The 16,197-nt window shown below is 58.3% G+C and carries 13 protein-coding genes; 10 read left to right on the plus strand and 3 right to left on the minus strand.

Translation table 11 applies throughout. The annotated features are described in order from the left end of the window. Nucleotides 1-2: 2 nt before the first annotated feature. The 3 genes from FQB27_RS02280 to FQB27_RS02290 all read right to left on the minus strand — a co-directional run bounded on the left by FQB27_RS02280 (nt 3) and on the right by FQB27_RS02290 (nt 4,356). Entirely contained in the window at nt 3-1,103 is a 1,101-nt protein-coding gene (locus tag FQB27_RS02280; RefSeq protein WP_169559244.1) for an alanine dehydrogenase, read from the minus strand. A 106-nt stretch (nt 1,104-1,209) separates the two neighbouring features. Then, the gene (locus FQB27_RS02285) at nt 1,210-1,674 is read right to left on the minus strand and encodes a cyclic nucleotide-binding domain-containing protein (protein ID WP_169559245.1); all 465 of its coding nucleotides are present in this window, start codon (nt 1,672-1,674) and stop codon (nt 1,210-1,212) included. Nucleotides 1,675-1,701: 27 nt separating this feature from the next. Next, nucleotides 1,702-4,356: an ABC transporter transmembrane domain-containing protein gene (locus FQB27_RS02290; RefSeq protein ID WP_169559246.1), complete on the minus strand. Its 2,655-nt coding sequence runs from the start codon at nt 4,354-4,356 to the stop codon at nt 1,702-1,704. Nucleotides 4,357-4,597: 241 nt separating this feature from the next. On the opposite strand from FQB27_RS02290, the gene FQB27_RS02295 reads away from it, so the two are divergent. The 10 genes from FQB27_RS02295 to FQB27_RS02340 all read left to right on the plus strand — a co-directional run bounded on the left by FQB27_RS02295 (nt 4,598) and on the right by FQB27_RS02340 (nt 16,192). Beyond that, nucleotides 4,598-5,842, plus strand: coding sequence for a glycosyltransferase family 4 protein (locus FQB27_RS02295; protein WP_169559247.1), 1,245 nt, complete (start codon nt 4,598-4,600; stop codon nt 5,840-5,842). Nucleotides 5,843-5,919: 77 nt separating this feature from the next. Continuing rightward, nucleotides 5,920-6,990: a glycosyltransferase family 4 protein gene (locus tag FQB27_RS02300; protein ID WP_206374212.1), complete on the plus strand. Its 1,071-nt coding sequence runs from the start codon at nt 5,920-5,922 to the stop codon at nt 6,988-6,990. Next, entirely contained in the window at nt 6,987-7,568 is a 582-nt protein-coding gene (locus tag FQB27_RS02305; protein WP_169559249.1) for a histidine phosphatase family protein, read from the plus strand. Before FQB27_RS02300 ends, FQB27_RS02305 begins: the two co-directional genes overlap by 4 nt. Beyond that, nucleotides 7,565-8,728 carry a glycosyltransferase family protein gene (locus FQB27_RS02310; RefSeq protein ID WP_169559250.1) on the plus strand — a complete coding sequence of 388 codons (1,164 nt, stop codon included), beginning with the start codon at nt 7,565-7,567 and terminating at the stop codon, nt 8,726-8,728. The genes FQB27_RS02305 and FQB27_RS02310 overlap by 4 nt, the downstream gene beginning before the upstream one ends. Further along, nucleotides 8,725-9,513, plus strand: coding sequence for a polysaccharide deacetylase family protein (locus FQB27_RS02315; RefSeq protein WP_169559251.1), 789 nt, complete (start codon nt 8,725-8,727; stop codon nt 9,511-9,513). Before FQB27_RS02310 ends, FQB27_RS02315 begins: the two co-directional genes overlap by 4 nt. A 5-nt stretch (nt 9,514-9,518) precedes the next feature. After that, complete coding sequence (locus FQB27_RS02320; RefSeq protein ID WP_169559252.1) at nt 9,519-10,088, plus strand: hypothetical protein; 570 nt, start codon at nt 9,519-9,521, stop codon at nt 10,086-10,088. Further along, nucleotides 10,088-11,983 carry an ABC transporter ATP-binding protein gene (locus FQB27_RS02325; protein ID WP_169559253.1) on the plus strand — a complete coding sequence of 632 codons (1,896 nt, stop codon included), beginning with the start codon at nt 10,088-10,090 and terminating at the stop codon, nt 11,981-11,983. The genes FQB27_RS02320 and FQB27_RS02325 overlap by 1 nt, the downstream gene beginning before the upstream one ends. Continuing rightward, a complete protein-coding gene (locus FQB27_RS02330) occupies nt 11,980-13,884 on the plus strand; it encodes an ABC transporter substrate-binding protein (RefSeq protein WP_169559254.1) in 1,905 nt (634 codons plus the stop codon). Before FQB27_RS02325 ends, FQB27_RS02330 begins: the two co-directional genes overlap by 4 nt. Before the next feature lie 98 nt (nt 13,885-13,982). Continuing rightward, nucleotides 13,983-15,011, plus strand: a complete 1,029-nt coding sequence (locus FQB27_RS02335; protein WP_169559255.1) for an ABC transporter permease — start codon at nt 13,983-13,985, stop codon at nt 15,009-15,011. Further along, on the plus strand, nt 15,008-16,192 hold the full coding sequence (locus tag FQB27_RS02340; protein ID WP_169559256.1) for an ABC transporter permease: 1,185 nt from the start codon (nt 15,008-15,010) through the stop codon (nt 16,190-16,192). The genes FQB27_RS02335 and FQB27_RS02340 overlap by 4 nt, the downstream gene beginning before the upstream one ends. Nucleotides 16,193-16,197: the final 5 nt, after the last annotated feature.

The raw sequence follows: 16,197 nt of genomic DNA on the forward strand, positions 1-16,197 counted from the left end.
AATTAGGCTTTCTTCAGGTAATCGGGGGCCGGGACATGGTCCCGCTTTTGAACGCGGGCGGCTTCGTCATGGGTCAGGATGCCATTGATACAGGTAAGTCCCCGCGCCAGCCAGCCATTGCGGCGGCAAGCCTCAAGAGGGCCGTGTTCGGCAATGGCCCTGATATGGGGCAGCAGCGCAGCGGCATATCCGGCAGAGGAGGTCGCCGGAACCGCCCCCGGAATATTGTCGACGCAGAAATGACGGATACCATCGACGCTGTAGACCGGATCGGCCCAGCTTGTCGGGCGGCTGGTTTCAACGGCCCCGGCCTCGTCACAGGAAATATCGACAATCACGGCGGTGGGTTTCATGCGGGCAAGATCGGCGCGGCTGATCAGGTGGTCATCGCGATGCTTGGGCCACAGGACACAGTTGACCACCAGATCCATGTCAGGCAGCAGGTCCGGCAGGTCACTGATCTCGCCGGATCGATAGGTGGCATGATGCCAGTCCAGTTCCGCCTGTTTGCGGGCACCGGGGTGGATATCAAGGCCCGTTACATCCAGCCCGAGCGATATCAGGGTGCGAAGGGCCCCCCGTCCCACCTGCCCAAGGCCAAGGACCACGGCCTTCGTTGCCGGGGCGCCGAAATGGGCCATGAAATGGCGACCGGTTCCGCCATGGGGGGCCAGTGTGAGGCGCACCCCTTCAAAAGCCCCGACCTCACCGGCAAGGGGACAGTTGGGAGAGCCAAATTCGTGGGTATCCTCGGCGGCGATGGCGATCAGGCCAACCTCCAGAAGCCGATCCAGTTGAGGACGGTCATTGGCGGAATGAATATTGGTCAGAAGGATGTGGCGTTTTTCCAGAAAGGGGAATTCCGGGGGCAGGATTTCCTTGACCTTGACGATCAGGTCCGCCTGTTTGAAAACCTCTTCACCGCTCTCCAGTATTTGCGCGCCGGCGGATTGGTAATCCGCGTCATTTGCGCCGGAAAGCCTGCCTGCGCCTGCCTGAACATACAGATCATGACCCCGCGCCGTCAGGTCTGAAACCTGCGGGGGAAGAAGGGCGACCCGCCCTTCCTGCGATTTTATTTCCGTCGGAACACCGATTTTCATGCAACATACCTGATCAAGCAAGAAGACTGTCCATGACCTTAGAACATGTTTTTCTGAAATGGAACCTTTCGGCGAAACCTGTTCACGGGAAAGTCCGCTCCAGCGTCTAGCTGTCAGATTTTTGCAGGCTTTCCTTTGCCTTCTGCAACTCTTCGGTGGTTCGGACCAGTCGTTCGGCCAGAACCCGCATCATTTCGATGGACATTTCCGGGAATTCGCGGATCAGGCGCAGGAACAAATCCTTGGTAATGCGCAAGGTTGTCAGTTCTGTGGCGGCCTGAATGGTTGCCGTGCGGGGAATGTTGATCAGGATGGCAATCTCGCCCACCACATCATTCTTGGACAGGGTGGCCACTGTCATCCTGCCGGACGGGGTGTTGACCTGAACGTCGGCCTTGCCACTGATGATGACATAGGCGGCGTCGCCCATGGTGCCCTGCTCGCAGACCAGATCGCCGGGTTGGAAGGTGACCCGTTCGGACGTGAAGGCCAGAAGTTTGACTTTCGACGGATCCACCTTGGCAAACAGGGGAATCTGGCGCAGGGTTTCGACTTCTTCTCTCAAAGTCACGATGGTGTCTCCTTCCCCGGTAATCAGCTACGCGGTTAGTTTTTGAAAGGCGGGATTTCCGGCTTTCAGGTCTTCATAAGACCCGGAGTCGATTATTTTTCCGCCGCCTATAATTAATATATGGTCGAAAAGATAGGCCATTTCAGGTTTTTCAAGGGACCACAAAACAGTCCGTCCCTCAAATTCATTGAGGATATTCTCAAGAATTTTCTGCTGGGTCCGGGCATCGAAAGAGGCGGTGGACTGGCTCATGATCAGCAGGTCCGGCCGCTTGATGATGGCCCGAGCGATACAGAGCTTCTGCCGCTGGTTTTCATTCAGGCGGCTGCCCGCCGCCCCGACATTGTAATTCAACCCCACCCGGATGATGGTTTTCTTCAGGTCCAGTTCGTTGACAACCGAGGAAAGCAGGGCGCCGATTTTCTCGGCCGCCTGGGCAAAGCCGAAAGCGATCTTGCCGAACAGGATATTGTCCTGAATGTTCGCTGCCAGATTGTAGGCATTGGCATCAAAGAAGGCGACGCTGTCCTTCAGGTGGTCCGGCAGGTTTTCGGCAAACAGTTTGCGGGCGGCAATGATGCTGTCCTGCACCTCGTCTGTCACGACGCCAAGGCGGTGGCGGGACGGAATGACCTTGAAGGGAAGCGACAGGAATTTCAGCCGGTCTTCCTCGCGCATATGCGAGATGTCTTCCAGACTGGTCCGGTTGAGGATGGCCTGATATTCCGGCAGTTCCTCGGAGGAAATGAAGCTGTAGAGCTGGAAAAACTCGTGGTCCGGGGGCAGGTCGGCAAACAGTTCGACCATCAGGCTGGCCACCTGATACCCCATTTTCAGGAAGGTATCTGTCAGGTTACTACGATCGAGGATTTTCTGGACATAGGCATTTTCCGCCAGTCGCTCCAGATCGAAGGCATTGCCGACCGGGGTGCCGAACAACAGGTTTTCCCCGATGGTGGCGTTGGTGTTGTATTTATCCGGCTGGAACGCCTCGACAAGGTCTTTCAGGCCGGGGTCGGCCTCCAGTTTCTCGTAAAATAACCGGCGGGCCGCCAATATCTGCCCGGCGGTCTCGTGGTCTTCGTCCGGGTCCAGTGAACTGCGGAGGCCGAACTGATAGACATCATTATCCAGTTCCACCATGGACAGGACCTCGATGGCCTTGTGATCAAGCGCGTGTTTGTCTGTCACACCGGCACTTTCGTAATCGATCCAGTCCGCGCCGTAATCGTCGGTCGAGTTTCCGGTGATCCGGACTTCTTGACGGTCTTTCTCCCGGAATTCCGCTTCCTCCTCGTCATGATCAAGCTCTTGCTCATGCAGGGGGCGGTGCTTCAGGCCAAAGAACAGGTTCTCTCCAAGGGTGGTGTTGAACACATAACCGCTTTGCCCCACATAGGAAATCCGGCGTCCGGTAACGGCCTCGGGTGCGGCGCGCAGGTCCACTTCACCGGCCCGGATGGTTCCCCGGTGCGGGTCGATCAGGCGTGCCAGAACCTGTGTCAGGGCCTCCCGGCCGGAACCGGCAGAGCCCACAAGGGCGACCCGTTTGCCAAGCGGAAAGCGAACGTTCAATCCTTCCAGTTGCGGAGAGCCCGTGTCATCGGACAGGACAATATTGTGGGCAGCAAGCTCGCCGGTGAGGTGGGGGATGGTCTCCGGCTCGTTGGTCTGGTGGGTTTCCTCGCGCATGCCGGCGGGTTCGAACTGTTCGACGACCTGTTCATACTTGATGCGGGCATCTTCCCGGCGCTGGTAATAGGCCAGCAGTTCCTTCCACGGGGCGGCCATTTCCTTGTGGGCCGAAATGGCCGCCACAAGGGTCCCGATTTCCAGATTGCCCTGAATGACCATGGTGCCGCCAAAGGCATAGAAGAAGAACGGTCCCAGCTGCTGGATGAAGTTGTTGAGAAACTTGATGATGAATTTCAGGACATAAATCCGGTAGCGCACATTGAACACAAGGCCAAGCTGGCGGGTGAACAGGGCCCGGAAATAGTTGGATGTGTCATGGACGTGAACTTCCTGAACGCCGGAGACTGTCTCCCCGATCCGGTCCGACATGATCCGCACCAACCGGACCCGTTCCTTGCCCAGCAGGTTCACCTTCTTCTGCATTTTCGGAATGAAATAGGCCTGCAACGGATAGAGCGCAATGGCCGCAAGGGCCATATAGACATTCTGGACAAGCAGGAAACTCATGATCACGATCAGATATCCGCCCTGAAAGGCCGGAAGGGCGAAGGCTTCGCCGATGAACCCGCCAAGGGGTTCAACCTCGGCCGTGATCATGGGGATGATTTCGCCGGGGCTTTTCTTGCGGAATGTGGGCAGGGGAAAGCGCAGGATACGGCTGTACAGTTCGTAGCGCAGCCGCCGCAGCATTCTTTCGCCGGAAATCCCCTGATAGACATTGATGATATATTTGAAGGTCTGGTTGATGATCACCAGCACCAGAAACAGGCCGACCGAGGCATACAGAAACTCGGTCTGGTCCAGTTCAACGCCGTAATATTCAATGGGAAAGATGATGTCCTTGGCCTGAATGGCCTGATCAATGATGATCTTGGGAAGTTCCAGATAGTAATACAGAAAGGGAAAGGAGGCGCAGGAAAGAAGGGTCAGGATGATTTGCTGCTTTTTACTGTGGCGCAGAATATATTTGTAGATACTGTGTTCCATCCAAAGATATCCGTTCCTGTTGCGCGTGCGCCGGGTTTCTCCCCACCTTTACTGGAAGAGATACTTTTCCATAAATACCACCGCCCCAGCAAGCGGCAAATGTATAACGGTGGACACAAACAGGCAAACCAGCGAGCGGAACCGGAAAAAGGCCGGTTATTGCCGGTTGAATTTCCGGCCCCGTGCCCTTACTAGAGGAAGCAGAGGAATTGGAGCAAAGCGGAACAGGACCCGGAATGGTATGAAAACGAAATCAGTGATTGCGGTTGTCCTGAAAGGCTATCCCCGCCTGTCGGAAACATTCATTGCCCAGGAATTGCTGGCGCTTGAGAAGCGGGGGCACCGTCTGCAACTGGTGTCGCTGCGACATCCGACGGATACGACAACCCACCCTGTCCATGACGAGATTACGGCCCCGGTCAATTACCTGCCGGAATATCTGTATCAGGAACCCTTGCGGGTCCTGAAGGCGTGGTGGAAAGTGCGCCGCTATCCCGGATATAAAAAGGCCTTTCGCACCTGGAAGCAGGATTTTCGGCGGGACCGGACCTCCAACCGGGGGCGTCGCTTCGGTCAGGCGCTGGTTCTGGCGGCGGAACTGCCGGAAGAAACGGGGCTTATCTATGCCCATTTCCTGCACACACCGGCCTCGGTTGCCCGCTATGCCAGCATGATCCGGGAGGTGCCGTGGACCTGCTCGGCTCATGCCAAGGACATCTGGACCTCACCGGAATGGGAATTGTCGGAAAAGCTGGACGATCTGGACTGGCTGGTGACCTGCACCTCGACCAATGTGACGTATCTGAAAGGACTGGCCAGCGACCCGGCGAAGGTTGAGCTGCTGTATCATGGACTGGATCTCAGCCGGTTTGACCGGCACGTGGAGCGCGTTCACCAGCGGGATGGCAGTGGCCCTGACCAGACGGTTCAGATTTTATCCGTGGGGCGGGCCGTGGCCAAGAAGGGATATGATGATCTGCTTGTTGCGCTGAGCCGGTTGCCGGACAGCCTGTCCTGGCATTTTACCCATATTGGCGGCGGGACGCTGCTCGCGGCCCTTCAGAAGCAAGCCGCCGACCTTGGCCTTGCGGAGCGGATCACATGGAGCGGATCGCAACCCCAGCACGCGGTTCTGGACGCCCTGAAAGGGTCCGATATTTTTGTTCTGGCCAGCCGGATTGCCGAGGATGGTGATCGGGACGGGTTGCCAAATGTGTTAATGGAGGCGCAAAGTCAGGGGGTTGCCGTGGTGTCCACACGGGTATCGGCGATCCCGGAACTGATTACCAGCGGCGAACAGGGCCTTCTGGTGGAACAAAGGCAACCGGAGCAGTTGTCCGAAGCACTGGAAACCCTGATCCGTGACCCGGAAATGCGGGATCGGTTCGCCCGGTCCGGCGAGGCCCGTTTGCGGGAACATTTTGACGCGTCAAAGCTGGTTGTTAAACTGTCTGACAAATTGAAAGAGCATCCATCTGTCAACTAAGGGGCGGGTTCTTGAAAATTGCCTTCTATGCGCCTTTGAAATCACCGCGGCATCCACAGCCGTCCGGGGACAGGCGTGTGGCCCGGTTGATATCTGCCGCGCTGGAGGAGGCCGGCTTTGACGTGGAGCTTGCGTCCGAGCTGCGCACCTTTGATCGGCAGGGGGATGGTGCCTTTCAGCAGGCGATACGGGAGAAAAGCCGGATTGAGGCGGAACGCCTGATTGCCCGGTGGTCGGGCGCCGGGGCGGCGGACCGACCGGGGGCGTGGTTTACCTATCATCTGTATCACAAGGCACCGGACTGGATTGGCCCGGCGGTGGCGGCCGCCCTTGATATTCCCTATCTGGTGGCGGAGGCGAGCGACGCCCCGAAACAGGAAAACGGTCCCTGGCATCTGAACTATGAGGCGGCCCGGTCGGCACTTTTGCAGGCCAGCCGGGTGTTCCACATGACCCGGCATGACCGGGCCTGTCTTGAGCCGGTGGTGGGGGCGGATGCCGGGAAACTGGTCTTTCTGCCGCCCTTTCTGGGGACGGAAACGGGGGATGAAGGCGGACCGGACCTGCAACGGGACGGGGTCAAGCCCGCCGCGGGACGCTTTGATCCGGCCCGCAAGACGCTGCTGTCCGTGGCCATGATGCGGCCGGGGGATAAAATGGTGTCTTACCAGCAACTGGCGGAAAGCCTGCAGTTGCTTGACCGCACGGACTGGCAAATCCTGATCATCGGGGACGGCGAGAAGGAACAGGAAGTCCGTACGTTGTTTGAACCCGTTCGGGATCATGTGGTCTGGATCGGCAAGGTGGAACGGAACCTGTCCGCCTGGTACCGGTTGGCCGATCTTTATGTCTGGCCCGCCCATGGGGAAGCCTATGGCATGGCCTTTCTGGAAGCCCAGCGGCAGGGCCTGCCGGTGGTCGCGGGGGCGATCCGGGGTGTTCCCGATGTGGTGAAGGGGGGCGAAACCGGCTTGTTGACACCGCCGGGTGATCTGCCGGCCTTTGCCGCGGCGATTTCCCGAATGCTGTCCGATGACGCGCTGCGGACCCGTATGGGGCAGGCGGCGCGCCGGTTCGTCCGGGAAGAGCGGACAATCCAACAGGCGGCGTATTTGCTGAAAACAGAAATAACCGAGGTGCTGTCATGATCCCCCTGCTTTTGGTGCGGCACGGAAAAACGGCGTGGAACCTGCAGAAAAAACTTCAGGGGCGGCGGGATATTCCCCTGTGCCCGGAGGGGATGCAGGAGTTGTCGCGGCGCGGCCTCCCCGCCGGTTTCGAGGCTTATAACTGGGTTTCCAGCCCGCTTGTCCGGGCGCAGGAGACAGCGGTTCTGCTGGGGGGACGGGATATTCGGGTGGAGCCGACGCTGATTGAAATGGATTGGGGGGACTGGGAAGGCTTTACCATCCCCACCCTTCGGGAGCGCCTTGGCGACGCCATGGAGCAGAACGAGGCGCGGGGGCTGGATATGCAACCCACGGGCGGCGAAAGCCCCCGTATGGTGCAGGAACGGTTGCGGCCGTGGCTTGCCGCGCTGGACGCCCCCACCGTCGCCGTAACCCATAAGGGTGTAATCCGGGCCATTAAATCGCTTGCATATCAATGGGATATGAAGGACAAATTTCCCTTGGAATTTGACTGGAGCGCGGCTCATCTTTTTGACATTGACGGAAAGGGTGAGGTGCATCCGGTCCGTCTCAATATCAGTCTGGAAAATACATGACCGAACCAGCCGAGCGCCCCAAAATCCTGTTTTATGTACAGCATCTGCTGGGCATTGGTCACCTGCGCCGCACGGCCACCCTGTCCCGCACATTGGTACAGGCCGGGTTTGATGTGACGGTGGTGTCCGGGGGGCACAAGATCGGTGTCGATCTTGGCGGGGCACGCCTTGTCCAGCTTCCGGCCACCCGCGCCACGGACCTGTATTTCAAGCAACTGGTGGACGAGGAGGGCAACGACATTGATGACGGTTGGCGGGAAAACCGCGCCCGTCTGTTGTTGCAGACATGGCAGGACCTGCAACCGGATGTCCTGATTACCGAACTGTTTCCGTTCGGTCGCCGCCAGATGCGGTTTGAACTGCTGCCCCTGCTGGATGCGGCGAAGGCGGCTGCGCGGCCGCCGCTGATCATTTCGTCGGTCCGGGATATTCTGGTGGCCCAGACCAAGCCGGGACGCAATGATGAAATGCTGGGGCTGGTAGAGCGCTATTTCGATCATGTTCTGGTGCACGGCGATCCCGACCTGATTTCACTGGACCGGACCTTCCCCCATACGGAACGGATCCGGGACCGGATCGCCTATACGGGATATGTGGTGGACCAGAGCGGCGTGAAGGGCGGCGATGATGCCCCCGGTGCGGGAGAGGTGATTGTTTCAAGCGGCGGCGGGGCTGTCGGGGAGACATTGCTGAAAACCGCCATGGCCGCACGGCACCTGACGGCGGCTCGGGATCGGGTCTGGCGGGTGATGGTCGGGACAACGGTCGATCAGGCAACGTTTGATGATATCGCCGGGCAGGCCCCGGAAGGTGTGATTGTCGAGCGGGCGCGCCCCGATTTCACCACCCTGCTGATGAATTGTGCCCTGTCGATCAGTCAGGGCGGTTATAATACGGTCATGGAAATTCTGCATGCCGAGTGTCGGTCGGTGATTGTTCCCTATGCCGGCGGGCTGGAAACGGAACAGACCCTGCGGGCTGAACTGCTGGCCGCCAAGGGGGTGCTGCATGTGGCCGATGAAACAGGTTTGACACCTGAAATACTGGCTGCCCGGGTGGATGAGGCGTTGCAGGGCCCACCCACCAGCGCCCGGATTGATGTGGGCGGCGCGGCCCGGACAGTTGACCTTCTGAACCACTGGCTGGATAAGCGCCCATGAACTACTGGACCGCCCTTGAGGAAGAACTCAACCGTTGGGAGGAAGAAGGGCGGGTCGCCACCTTCTGGTGGCGGGATGATGACCTGAACGAGCCGACAGAGGCGCTGGATCGTCTGTTGTCCTTGCGGTCCCATTTCGGCATTCCCCTGACGCTGGCGGTAATCCCGGACCGGGTGGACCCGGTGCTGGCTGACCTTGTGGACGGGTGCCATGTGGTGCAGCATGGCGTTTTCCATCGGAATTTCGCCGAAGAGGGCGAGAAAAAATCTGAATTTCCGCCGTCCCGCGATGATGAGGAGGTGCTGGAGGATATCCTGCAAGGACAGGCCCGCCTCAAGGATGTGTTCGAGGAAGATTTCCTGCCGGTTTTTGTCCCGCCGTGGAACCGCATTGATGATGCCTATCTGGCGGGGCTGACGCAGCATGGATTTGTCGGCCTGTCCCGGTATAAAAGCCGCCGTTTCCCGTTGCCGGTCCCCGGTCTGGCCGAGGTGAATACCCATGTTGATCCCATCTTCTGGAAAGGCGATCGGGGGGCTGTGCCGGAACAGGATGTCCTGCGGCTGGTGACCGAGCATCTGATGGCCCGCCGTCAGGGGCTGGCGGACCCGTGGGAGCCGACCGGCCTTTTGACCCATCATCTTGTCCATAACGAGGATGTCTGGACGCTGTGCTTCAAGCTTCTTGATTTTCTGAACGCACGCCGCGCTGTCCGCTGGCTGACCCTGCCGGGAGCCATGGCGCTGATCGATGATTTTCCCGGCGTTCTTCCCGATAAAGGATAGGATGGATGGCCCTGTCTGAAGCCGGATCACCGCATCCGGAAGAGAAGGTGTTCAGGTATTCTCCGCAAGAAATCCGGAAAGAATATATTCGGATGGGCGGCGGAATTATTGCCACATTACTTCCCCTCTTGTTGTTGGGGCCGTCATCTGTCATTCTTTACCTGTTGGGAAGTATGTTCTGCCTGTTTGTGGTCTATGGAATTCGAACGTTTTTCCGTAGCCGGGCCCGGATCAGGATTACGGCGCAGGCTGTTGTCTGGGACGGGGTGCAGGTCAGATCATTGAATTGGGAGGCACTTGAGGCTGTCAGGCTACGCTATTTTTCGACACGCAAAGATGGGGAAAAAGGCTGGTTTGATCTCAGGTTGAGCGGGAATGGCGTCCGTTTGAAGCTGGAATCCGGGATTGAAGACTTCGATGAACTTGCGGTGATCTGCCTGCGAGCAGCGCGACAGAAGGGGCTGAGCTTTGATCCGGTCACGGCGCGCAACGCGGCGGCGCTCGGATTTATGGATCACAACGCCGAGGCGGCCTCTGGATCATCAGAAGGTTTTCAGGTGGAAAAGAGTAACTGATGTCAAATGTGTTGCTTGTTCGTGATTTGAAGGTCGAGTTTCGGGTCGCTGAAGGAACCGTAAAGGCTGTCGACGGCGTCAGCTTCCGTGTGCCGGAAGGCAAGACGGTGGCGCTGGTCGGGGAATCCGGCTCGGGCAAGTCGGTGATCAGTCAGGCCATCATGTCCATCCTGCCGCGCACCGCCCATATCACCAAGGGCGAGATCATCTTCTTTGATCCCATGAAGCCCGGCAACTTCTACGATATCGCCAAGTTGAAACCGGACAGCCGGGAAATGCGCAGCATTCGGGGCGGGCGGATCACCATTATCTTTCAGGAGCCGATGACCTCCCTGTCGCCGTTGCATACCATCGGCAACCAGATTTCCGAAGCCCTGCATCTGCATCACCGCAAGACGAAAGAGGAAGGGCTGGAACTGACGCGGGACATGCTGCGCCTTGTCGGTTTCCCCAATCCGGAAGAAGCCGTTCACAGTTACCCGTTTGAACTGTCCGGCGGGCTGCGCCAACGGGCCATGATTGCCATGGCGATGATCTGCCATCCGGCGCTTCTTATCGCCGACGAGCCGACCACAGCCCTTGACGTGACCATTCAGGCGCAAATTCTGGACCTGATGCAATCCCTGCAGAAACGTCTGAAAATGGCCATTCTGCTGATTACCCATGATCTTGGGGTGGTGGCCAGCATGGCCGATGAAGTGGTGGTCATGTATCATGGCAAGGTCATGGAACAGGGGGCGCTGGAAGATATCTTCAAGGACCCCCGGCACCCGTATCTGAAGGCCCTGCTGAAGGCGGTGCCCCGCTTCCACATGAAGGAGGGGGAGCGCCTGACCCCGATCCGCGAGATCATGCGCGATCGTAACAGCCGCTTTCTGGAGCAGGCCAATCCCCGCGGGGCGATTGGCAAGGAAGAAAAACCCATTCTGGAGGTCAGCAAGCTGACCAAGACCTTCGAGACCCGTAAGGGAACCTTCTTTGGCAGCGGCAAGAAGCAGACCGTGACCGCGGTGGATCAGGTCAGTTTTTTCATCAAGACCGGCGAATGCCTTGGGCTGGTGGGCGAATCCGGCTGCGGAAAGACGACCCTGTCCAAGATGATCATGCGGGCCATTTCCGCCACCGATGGGTCCATTGCCTATAATGACCGGGGGCGGGATCTGGACGTGTTGTCCCTGGAAGGGCAGGACCTGTTCGATTATCGCAACAAGGTTCAGTTCATTTTTCAGGACCCGTTTTCGTCGCTTAATCCGCGCATGACCGTCTTCGATATCATTTCGGAACCACTGGTAATTCACAATATCGGCACCCAGCGGGAGCGGGAGGAAACGGTCAAGGAACTGATGAACCTTGTCGGGTTGGATGTCCGCTTCCTGCGGCGGTATCCGCATTCTTTCTCGGGGGGGCAGCGGCAACGGATCGGCATTGCCCGGGCGCTGGCCCTGAAACCGGATCTGCTGATCTGTGACGAGCCGGTATCCGCGCTCGATGTGTCCATTCAGGCGCAGATCCTCAACCTGTTGAAGGATTTGCAAAAGGAACTGGGGCTGACCTATCTGTTCATTTCCCATAATCTGGCCGTGGTGGACTATATCGCCGACCGGATTGCGGTCATGTGTCAGGGCCGTCTTGTGGAAACGGCACCCCGTGATGAGCTGTTCCGCAATCCCGTGCATCCCTATACCAAGCGGCTGCTTGCCGCCGTGCCGGAGCCGGACCCCAATTACAGACTGGATTTTTCCCATCTGGTGTCGGAAAAAGCCTCCAATCCCGGCTTGTGGCCCCATCCCTTTACGGTGGATCAGGATCGCAGTCCTGTTATGATGGATATCGGGGAAGGGCATTTCGTCCGTGTCGAGGAAGGAACATCGATTTCGGAGCTGCAGGCATCATGATCAGGCTTTTATTGGGCATTTCACTCTTGATTGGCGGGGGGCTCCCGGCCGGCGCCGCCATGGCGCAGGAGCCTGCCAGTATTCCCTTTTTCCAGCAGGCCGTGGCTGACGGCACGTTGCCGCCCATGCAGGACCGCCTGCCCGAGACCCCGCTGGTTGTTCCCCTTCTGGACGGACAGACCATTGGCCGGTATGGGGGCGAGCTGCGATCCCTGATCGACCGGCCAGCCGATGTCAAACTGATGTTTGTCTACGGCTACGCCCGGCTGGTGGGTTATAATACGGCGCTGGAAATCGAGCCGGATATCGTTGAAAAACTGGATGTGGAGGAAGGGCGCATCTTTACCTTCACCCTGCGGCGTGGGCATCGCTGGTCCGACGGCGCCCCGTTCACGTCCGAGGATTTCCGCTACTGGTGGGAAGATGTGGCCAATAACCGGAAACTGTCACCGGCCGGGCCGCCCGCGGCCCTTCTGGTGGATGGGGAAATGCCGGTGGTGACCTTCCCGGACGAGGTGACGGTGCGCTATGAATGGTCCATGCCGAACCCCAATTTCCTGCCCCATCTTGCGGGTGCGGCGCCGCTGGTGATCTACCGCCCCGCCCACTATCTGAAACCCTTCCATGAAGAGTATGTTGACCTGTCGGGCATGAACAAGGTGCAGCGGATCAAGTTCAAGGCCTGGGCGTCCAAGCATAACCGGCTGGACAATGTCTACAAGTTCGACAACCCGGACCTGCCGACTCTGCAACCCTGGCAGAACACAACCTCGGCCCCGGCCAACCGGTTCGTCGGGGAGAGAAACCCCTATTTCCACCGGGTCGATGCGGAGGGGAAGCAGCTTCCCTATATTGACCGGATGATCCTGTCCGTTTCGGAAGGCAAGCTGATTTCCGCCAAGGCCGCCGCCGGGGACAGTGACCTGCAGGCGCGGGCCCTGAACCTGAAGGACGCCACCTTCCTGAAAGAGAATGAAAAGCGTTCCGACTACAAAATTTTGCTGTGGCCGACTGTGCGGGGGTCTCATATCGCCCTCTATCCGAACCTGAATGCCAGTGATCCCATGTGGCGGGACCTGATGCGGGATGTGCGGTTCCGGCGGGCCCTGTCGCTGGCCATTGACCGCGAAGAGATTAACGATGTTCTGTTTTTCGGGCTGGCGTCGGAAGGCAATAATGCGGTCCAGAAACAAAGCGTGTTCTACAGTGAGGATCTCAGGACACGCTGGTCCGGTCTGGATCTTGAGAAGGCCAGTGCCCTGTTGGACGAGATTGGCCTGACGGCAAGAAACAAGGAAGGCATTCGCCTGCTGCCGAACGGGGAGCCGTTGGCCATTATTGTGGAGACTGCCGGCGAAAGTACCGAGCAGACGGACGTTCTGGAACTGATCCGGGATTCCTGGCGCGAGGTGGGGGTGAAGCTTTATACCAAGCCGTCGCAGCGTTCCGTCTTCCGAAACCGCATCTTTTCCGGGGAAACCATCATGTCCGTCTGGTCCGGGTATGAGAACGGCGCCCCCACACCGCGGTCCAGCCCGGCCATTCTGGCACCGACCAGCCAGCAAAGTTATCAATGGCCGAAATGGGGCCAGTTCTTTGAAACAAAGGGGCGGTCCGGTGAGGCACCGGATATGCCGGCGGCCATTCGGTTAAATGAGCTGTATGCGGAATGGCTTTATGCCGGAACGGATGAGGCGCGATCCAGAATTTGGCGGGAAATGCTGGATATCCATGTGGATCAGCAATTCAGCATCGGGCTGGTCGGGGGCATCCTGCAACCGATCGTGGTCAAAAATCATCTGAAAAATGTCCCGGAAAAGGCCATTTTCAACTGGGATCCGGGGGCGCATTTCGGCATCTATCATCCTGACCTGTTCTGGTTTGATACGCAGGCGGAATGAAATTTGGGGGCTATGCGGGGGTAACCCTTGCGGGCAAAAAGGGAAAGCAGGGGCTGCGGGGATTGGCCGGGCTGATCGCGAATAGGGGAAGGCACTGAATGTTCACGTATTTTGTACAAAGGGTATTGGTCATGATCCCCACATTGTTGGTGATCAGTATCCTGACATTTGTGATTATCCAGCTTCCGCCCGGGGATTATCTTTCCAACCAGTTGCAGGAGTTGAAGGCGCAAGGGGAATCCGCGTCCGCCGTTGCCAAGATCGCCTTCTATCGGGAGCAATACTCTCTCGACAAGCCCATGATCGAGCAATATGCCATCTGGATGGGCTTCTGGCCCGGCCCGAACGGCTTTTCCGGCCTTTTGCAAGGGGACTGGGGGCATTCCTTTGCCTATGACCTGCCGGTCAGCGAGGTTCTGGGGGACCGGATGCTGCTGTCCTTCGTGGTCAATTTCTCGACGGTTATCTTCATCTATCTGGTGGCTTTTCCCATTGGGGTCTATTCGGCAACCCGACAATATTCCATCGGCGACTATGGTTTTACCCTGATCGGGTATCTGGGGCTGGCAACGCCGAACTTCCTGTTGGCCATGGTGCTGCTCTATTATTTCAACGTCTATTTCGGCATCTCGATCGGCGGGTTGATGGACGAGGAATATATCGATCAGCCGTGGTCCATGGACAAGATCATGTCGGTGCTGGATCACATGATCATTCCGGTGATCGTGATCGGGACCAGCGGTACGGCGGCCATGATCCGGCGCTTGCGGGCCAACCTGCTGGATGAACTGCAGAAACAGTATGTGACGACCGCCAAGGCCAAGGGCGTGCCGCGCATTCGGGCCCTGGTCAAGTATCCGATCCGCATGTCCCTGAACCCGTTCATCGCCGATATCGGCAACCTGTTGCCCGATGTTATTTCCGGCTCGGTGATCGTGAGTGCGGTGCTCAGCCTGCCGACGGCGGGCCCCATGTTGTTGGAGGCGCTTCGCAATCAGGATCAGTATCTGGCCGGATCGTTCCTGATGTTTTTGGCGCTTCTGACGGTGATCGGCATGTTTATTTCCGATCTGTTGCTGGCGGCCCTTGATCCGCGCATCCGTCTTTCCGGGGGGGCGACGAAATGAGCGAGATTCCAAGCCGCGACAGAAACGGAAAGCTGGAACACTGGCATTCAAATGCCCCGTTCGATCCCTATTCGGTCGAAAAGCTTTCGCCTGAGCAGGAGAAATTCTACATGGCGTCCCAGTGGCGCATGATGTGGTGGAAGTTTTGTCGGCACCGGGTGGCCGTGATCAGCGGGATCATTCTGCTGCTGTTCTATGTGTCGATCCTGTTTTCCGAATTTTTGGCGCCCTATAACCTGCATTCGCGGGATACCAAGCATATCTTTGCGCCGCCCCAGTCGATCCATATCTTCCATGAGGGCGAATTACGGGCGCCGTTTGTGTACGGGTATCGCCAGAAGCTGAATCTTGACACCCTGCGGCGGGAATACCGGGAAGATACCAGCCGGATTTATACGCTGCGGTATTTCTGCCGGGGCGACAGTTACAAATTCTGGGGGATGTTCGAAACCAACGTCCATCTGGTCTGCCCGGACGATCAACGCCGGGCCACCTTCTTCTGGCTGGGGACGGACCGTCTGGGCCGGGATATCCTGTCCCGGATTATCTATGGGACCCGGATATCCCTGACCATCGGGCTGATCGGCATTTTGATCAGTTTCACATTGGGGATCATTCTGGGCGGGATATCCGGTTATTACGGGGGCTGGATCGACAATGTGATCCAGCGATTGATCGAACTTCTGAAGTCCCTGCCGCAACTGCCCCTGTGGTTGGCGCTGTCGGCGGCCCTGCCGGTCACATGGTCGCCCATATTGGTGTTCTTCGGATTGACCATTATTTTGGGCTTGTTGGACTGGCCGGGACTGGCGCGTGCGGTGCGATCGAAATTCCTGTCCCTCAGGGAGGAAGATTTTACAACGGCGGCCCAACTGATGGGGGCCAGTCCGTCGCGCATTATCGGGCGGCACCTGCTGCCGTCCTTTGCCAGTCACCTGATTGCCAGCGCCAGCCTTGCGGTGCCCAGCATGATCCTTGGCGAAACGGCGCTGTCCTTTCTGGGGCTGGGACTGCGGCCGCCCATAACCTCGTGGGGGGTATTGCTGAACGAGACCACCAATATCAACGCGGTGGCGACAACGCCGTGGCTGATGTATCCGGTGGTGCCGGTGATTATCATCGTGCTGGCGTTCAACTTCCTTGGTGACGGGCTTCGGGACGCGGCAGACCCCTACAAGTAGGCGTG

It is taken from the genome of Sneathiella chinensis, from assembly GCF_012720115.1.
GTDB classification, from domain to species: Bacteria; Pseudomonadota; Alphaproteobacteria; order Sneathiellales; family Sneathiellaceae; genus Sneathiella; species Sneathiella chinensis.

What these genes read in the sequence shown, in the direction of transcription:
- FQB27_RS02280 (WP_169559244.1), bottom strand. Translation starts at nt 1,103, where the DNA reads ATGAAAATCGGTGTTCCGACGGAAATAAAATCGCAGGAAGGGCGGGTC.
- FQB27_RS02290 (WP_169559246.1), bottom strand. Translation starts at nt 4,356, where the DNA reads ATGGAACACAGTATCTACAAATATATTCTGCGCCACAGTAAAAAGCAG.
- FQB27_RS02295 (WP_169559247.1), top strand. Translation starts at nt 4,598, where the DNA reads ATGAAAACGAAATCAGTGATTGCGGTTGTCCTGAAAGGCTATCCCCGC.
- FQB27_RS02305 (WP_169559249.1), top strand. Translation starts at nt 6,987, where the DNA reads ATGATCCCCCTGCTTTTGGTGCGGCACGGAAAAACGGCGTGGAACCTG.
- FQB27_RS02310 (WP_169559250.1), top strand. Translation starts at nt 7,565, where the DNA reads ATGACCGAACCAGCCGAGCGCCCCAAAATCCTGTTTTATGTACAGCAT.
- FQB27_RS02315 (WP_169559251.1), top strand. Translation starts at nt 8,725, where the DNA reads ATGAACTACTGGACCGCCCTTGAGGAAGAACTCAACCGTTGGGAGGAA.
- FQB27_RS02320 (WP_169559252.1), top strand. Translation starts at nt 9,519, where the DNA reads ATGGCCCTGTCTGAAGCCGGATCACCGCATCCGGAAGAGAAGGTGTTC.
- FQB27_RS02325 (WP_169559253.1), top strand. Translation starts at nt 10,088, where the DNA reads ATGTCAAATGTGTTGCTTGTTCGTGATTTGAAGGTCGAGTTTCGGGTC.
- FQB27_RS02330 (WP_169559254.1), top strand. Translation starts at nt 11,980, where the DNA reads ATGATCAGGCTTTTATTGGGCATTTCACTCTTGATTGGCGGGGGGCTC.
- FQB27_RS02335 (WP_169559255.1), top strand. Translation starts at nt 13,983, where the DNA reads ATGTTCACGTATTTTGTACAAAGGGTATTGGTCATGATCCCCACATTG.
- FQB27_RS02340 (WP_169559256.1), top strand. Translation starts at nt 15,008, where the DNA reads ATGAGCGAGATTCCAAGCCGCGACAGAAACGGAAAGCTGGAACACTGG.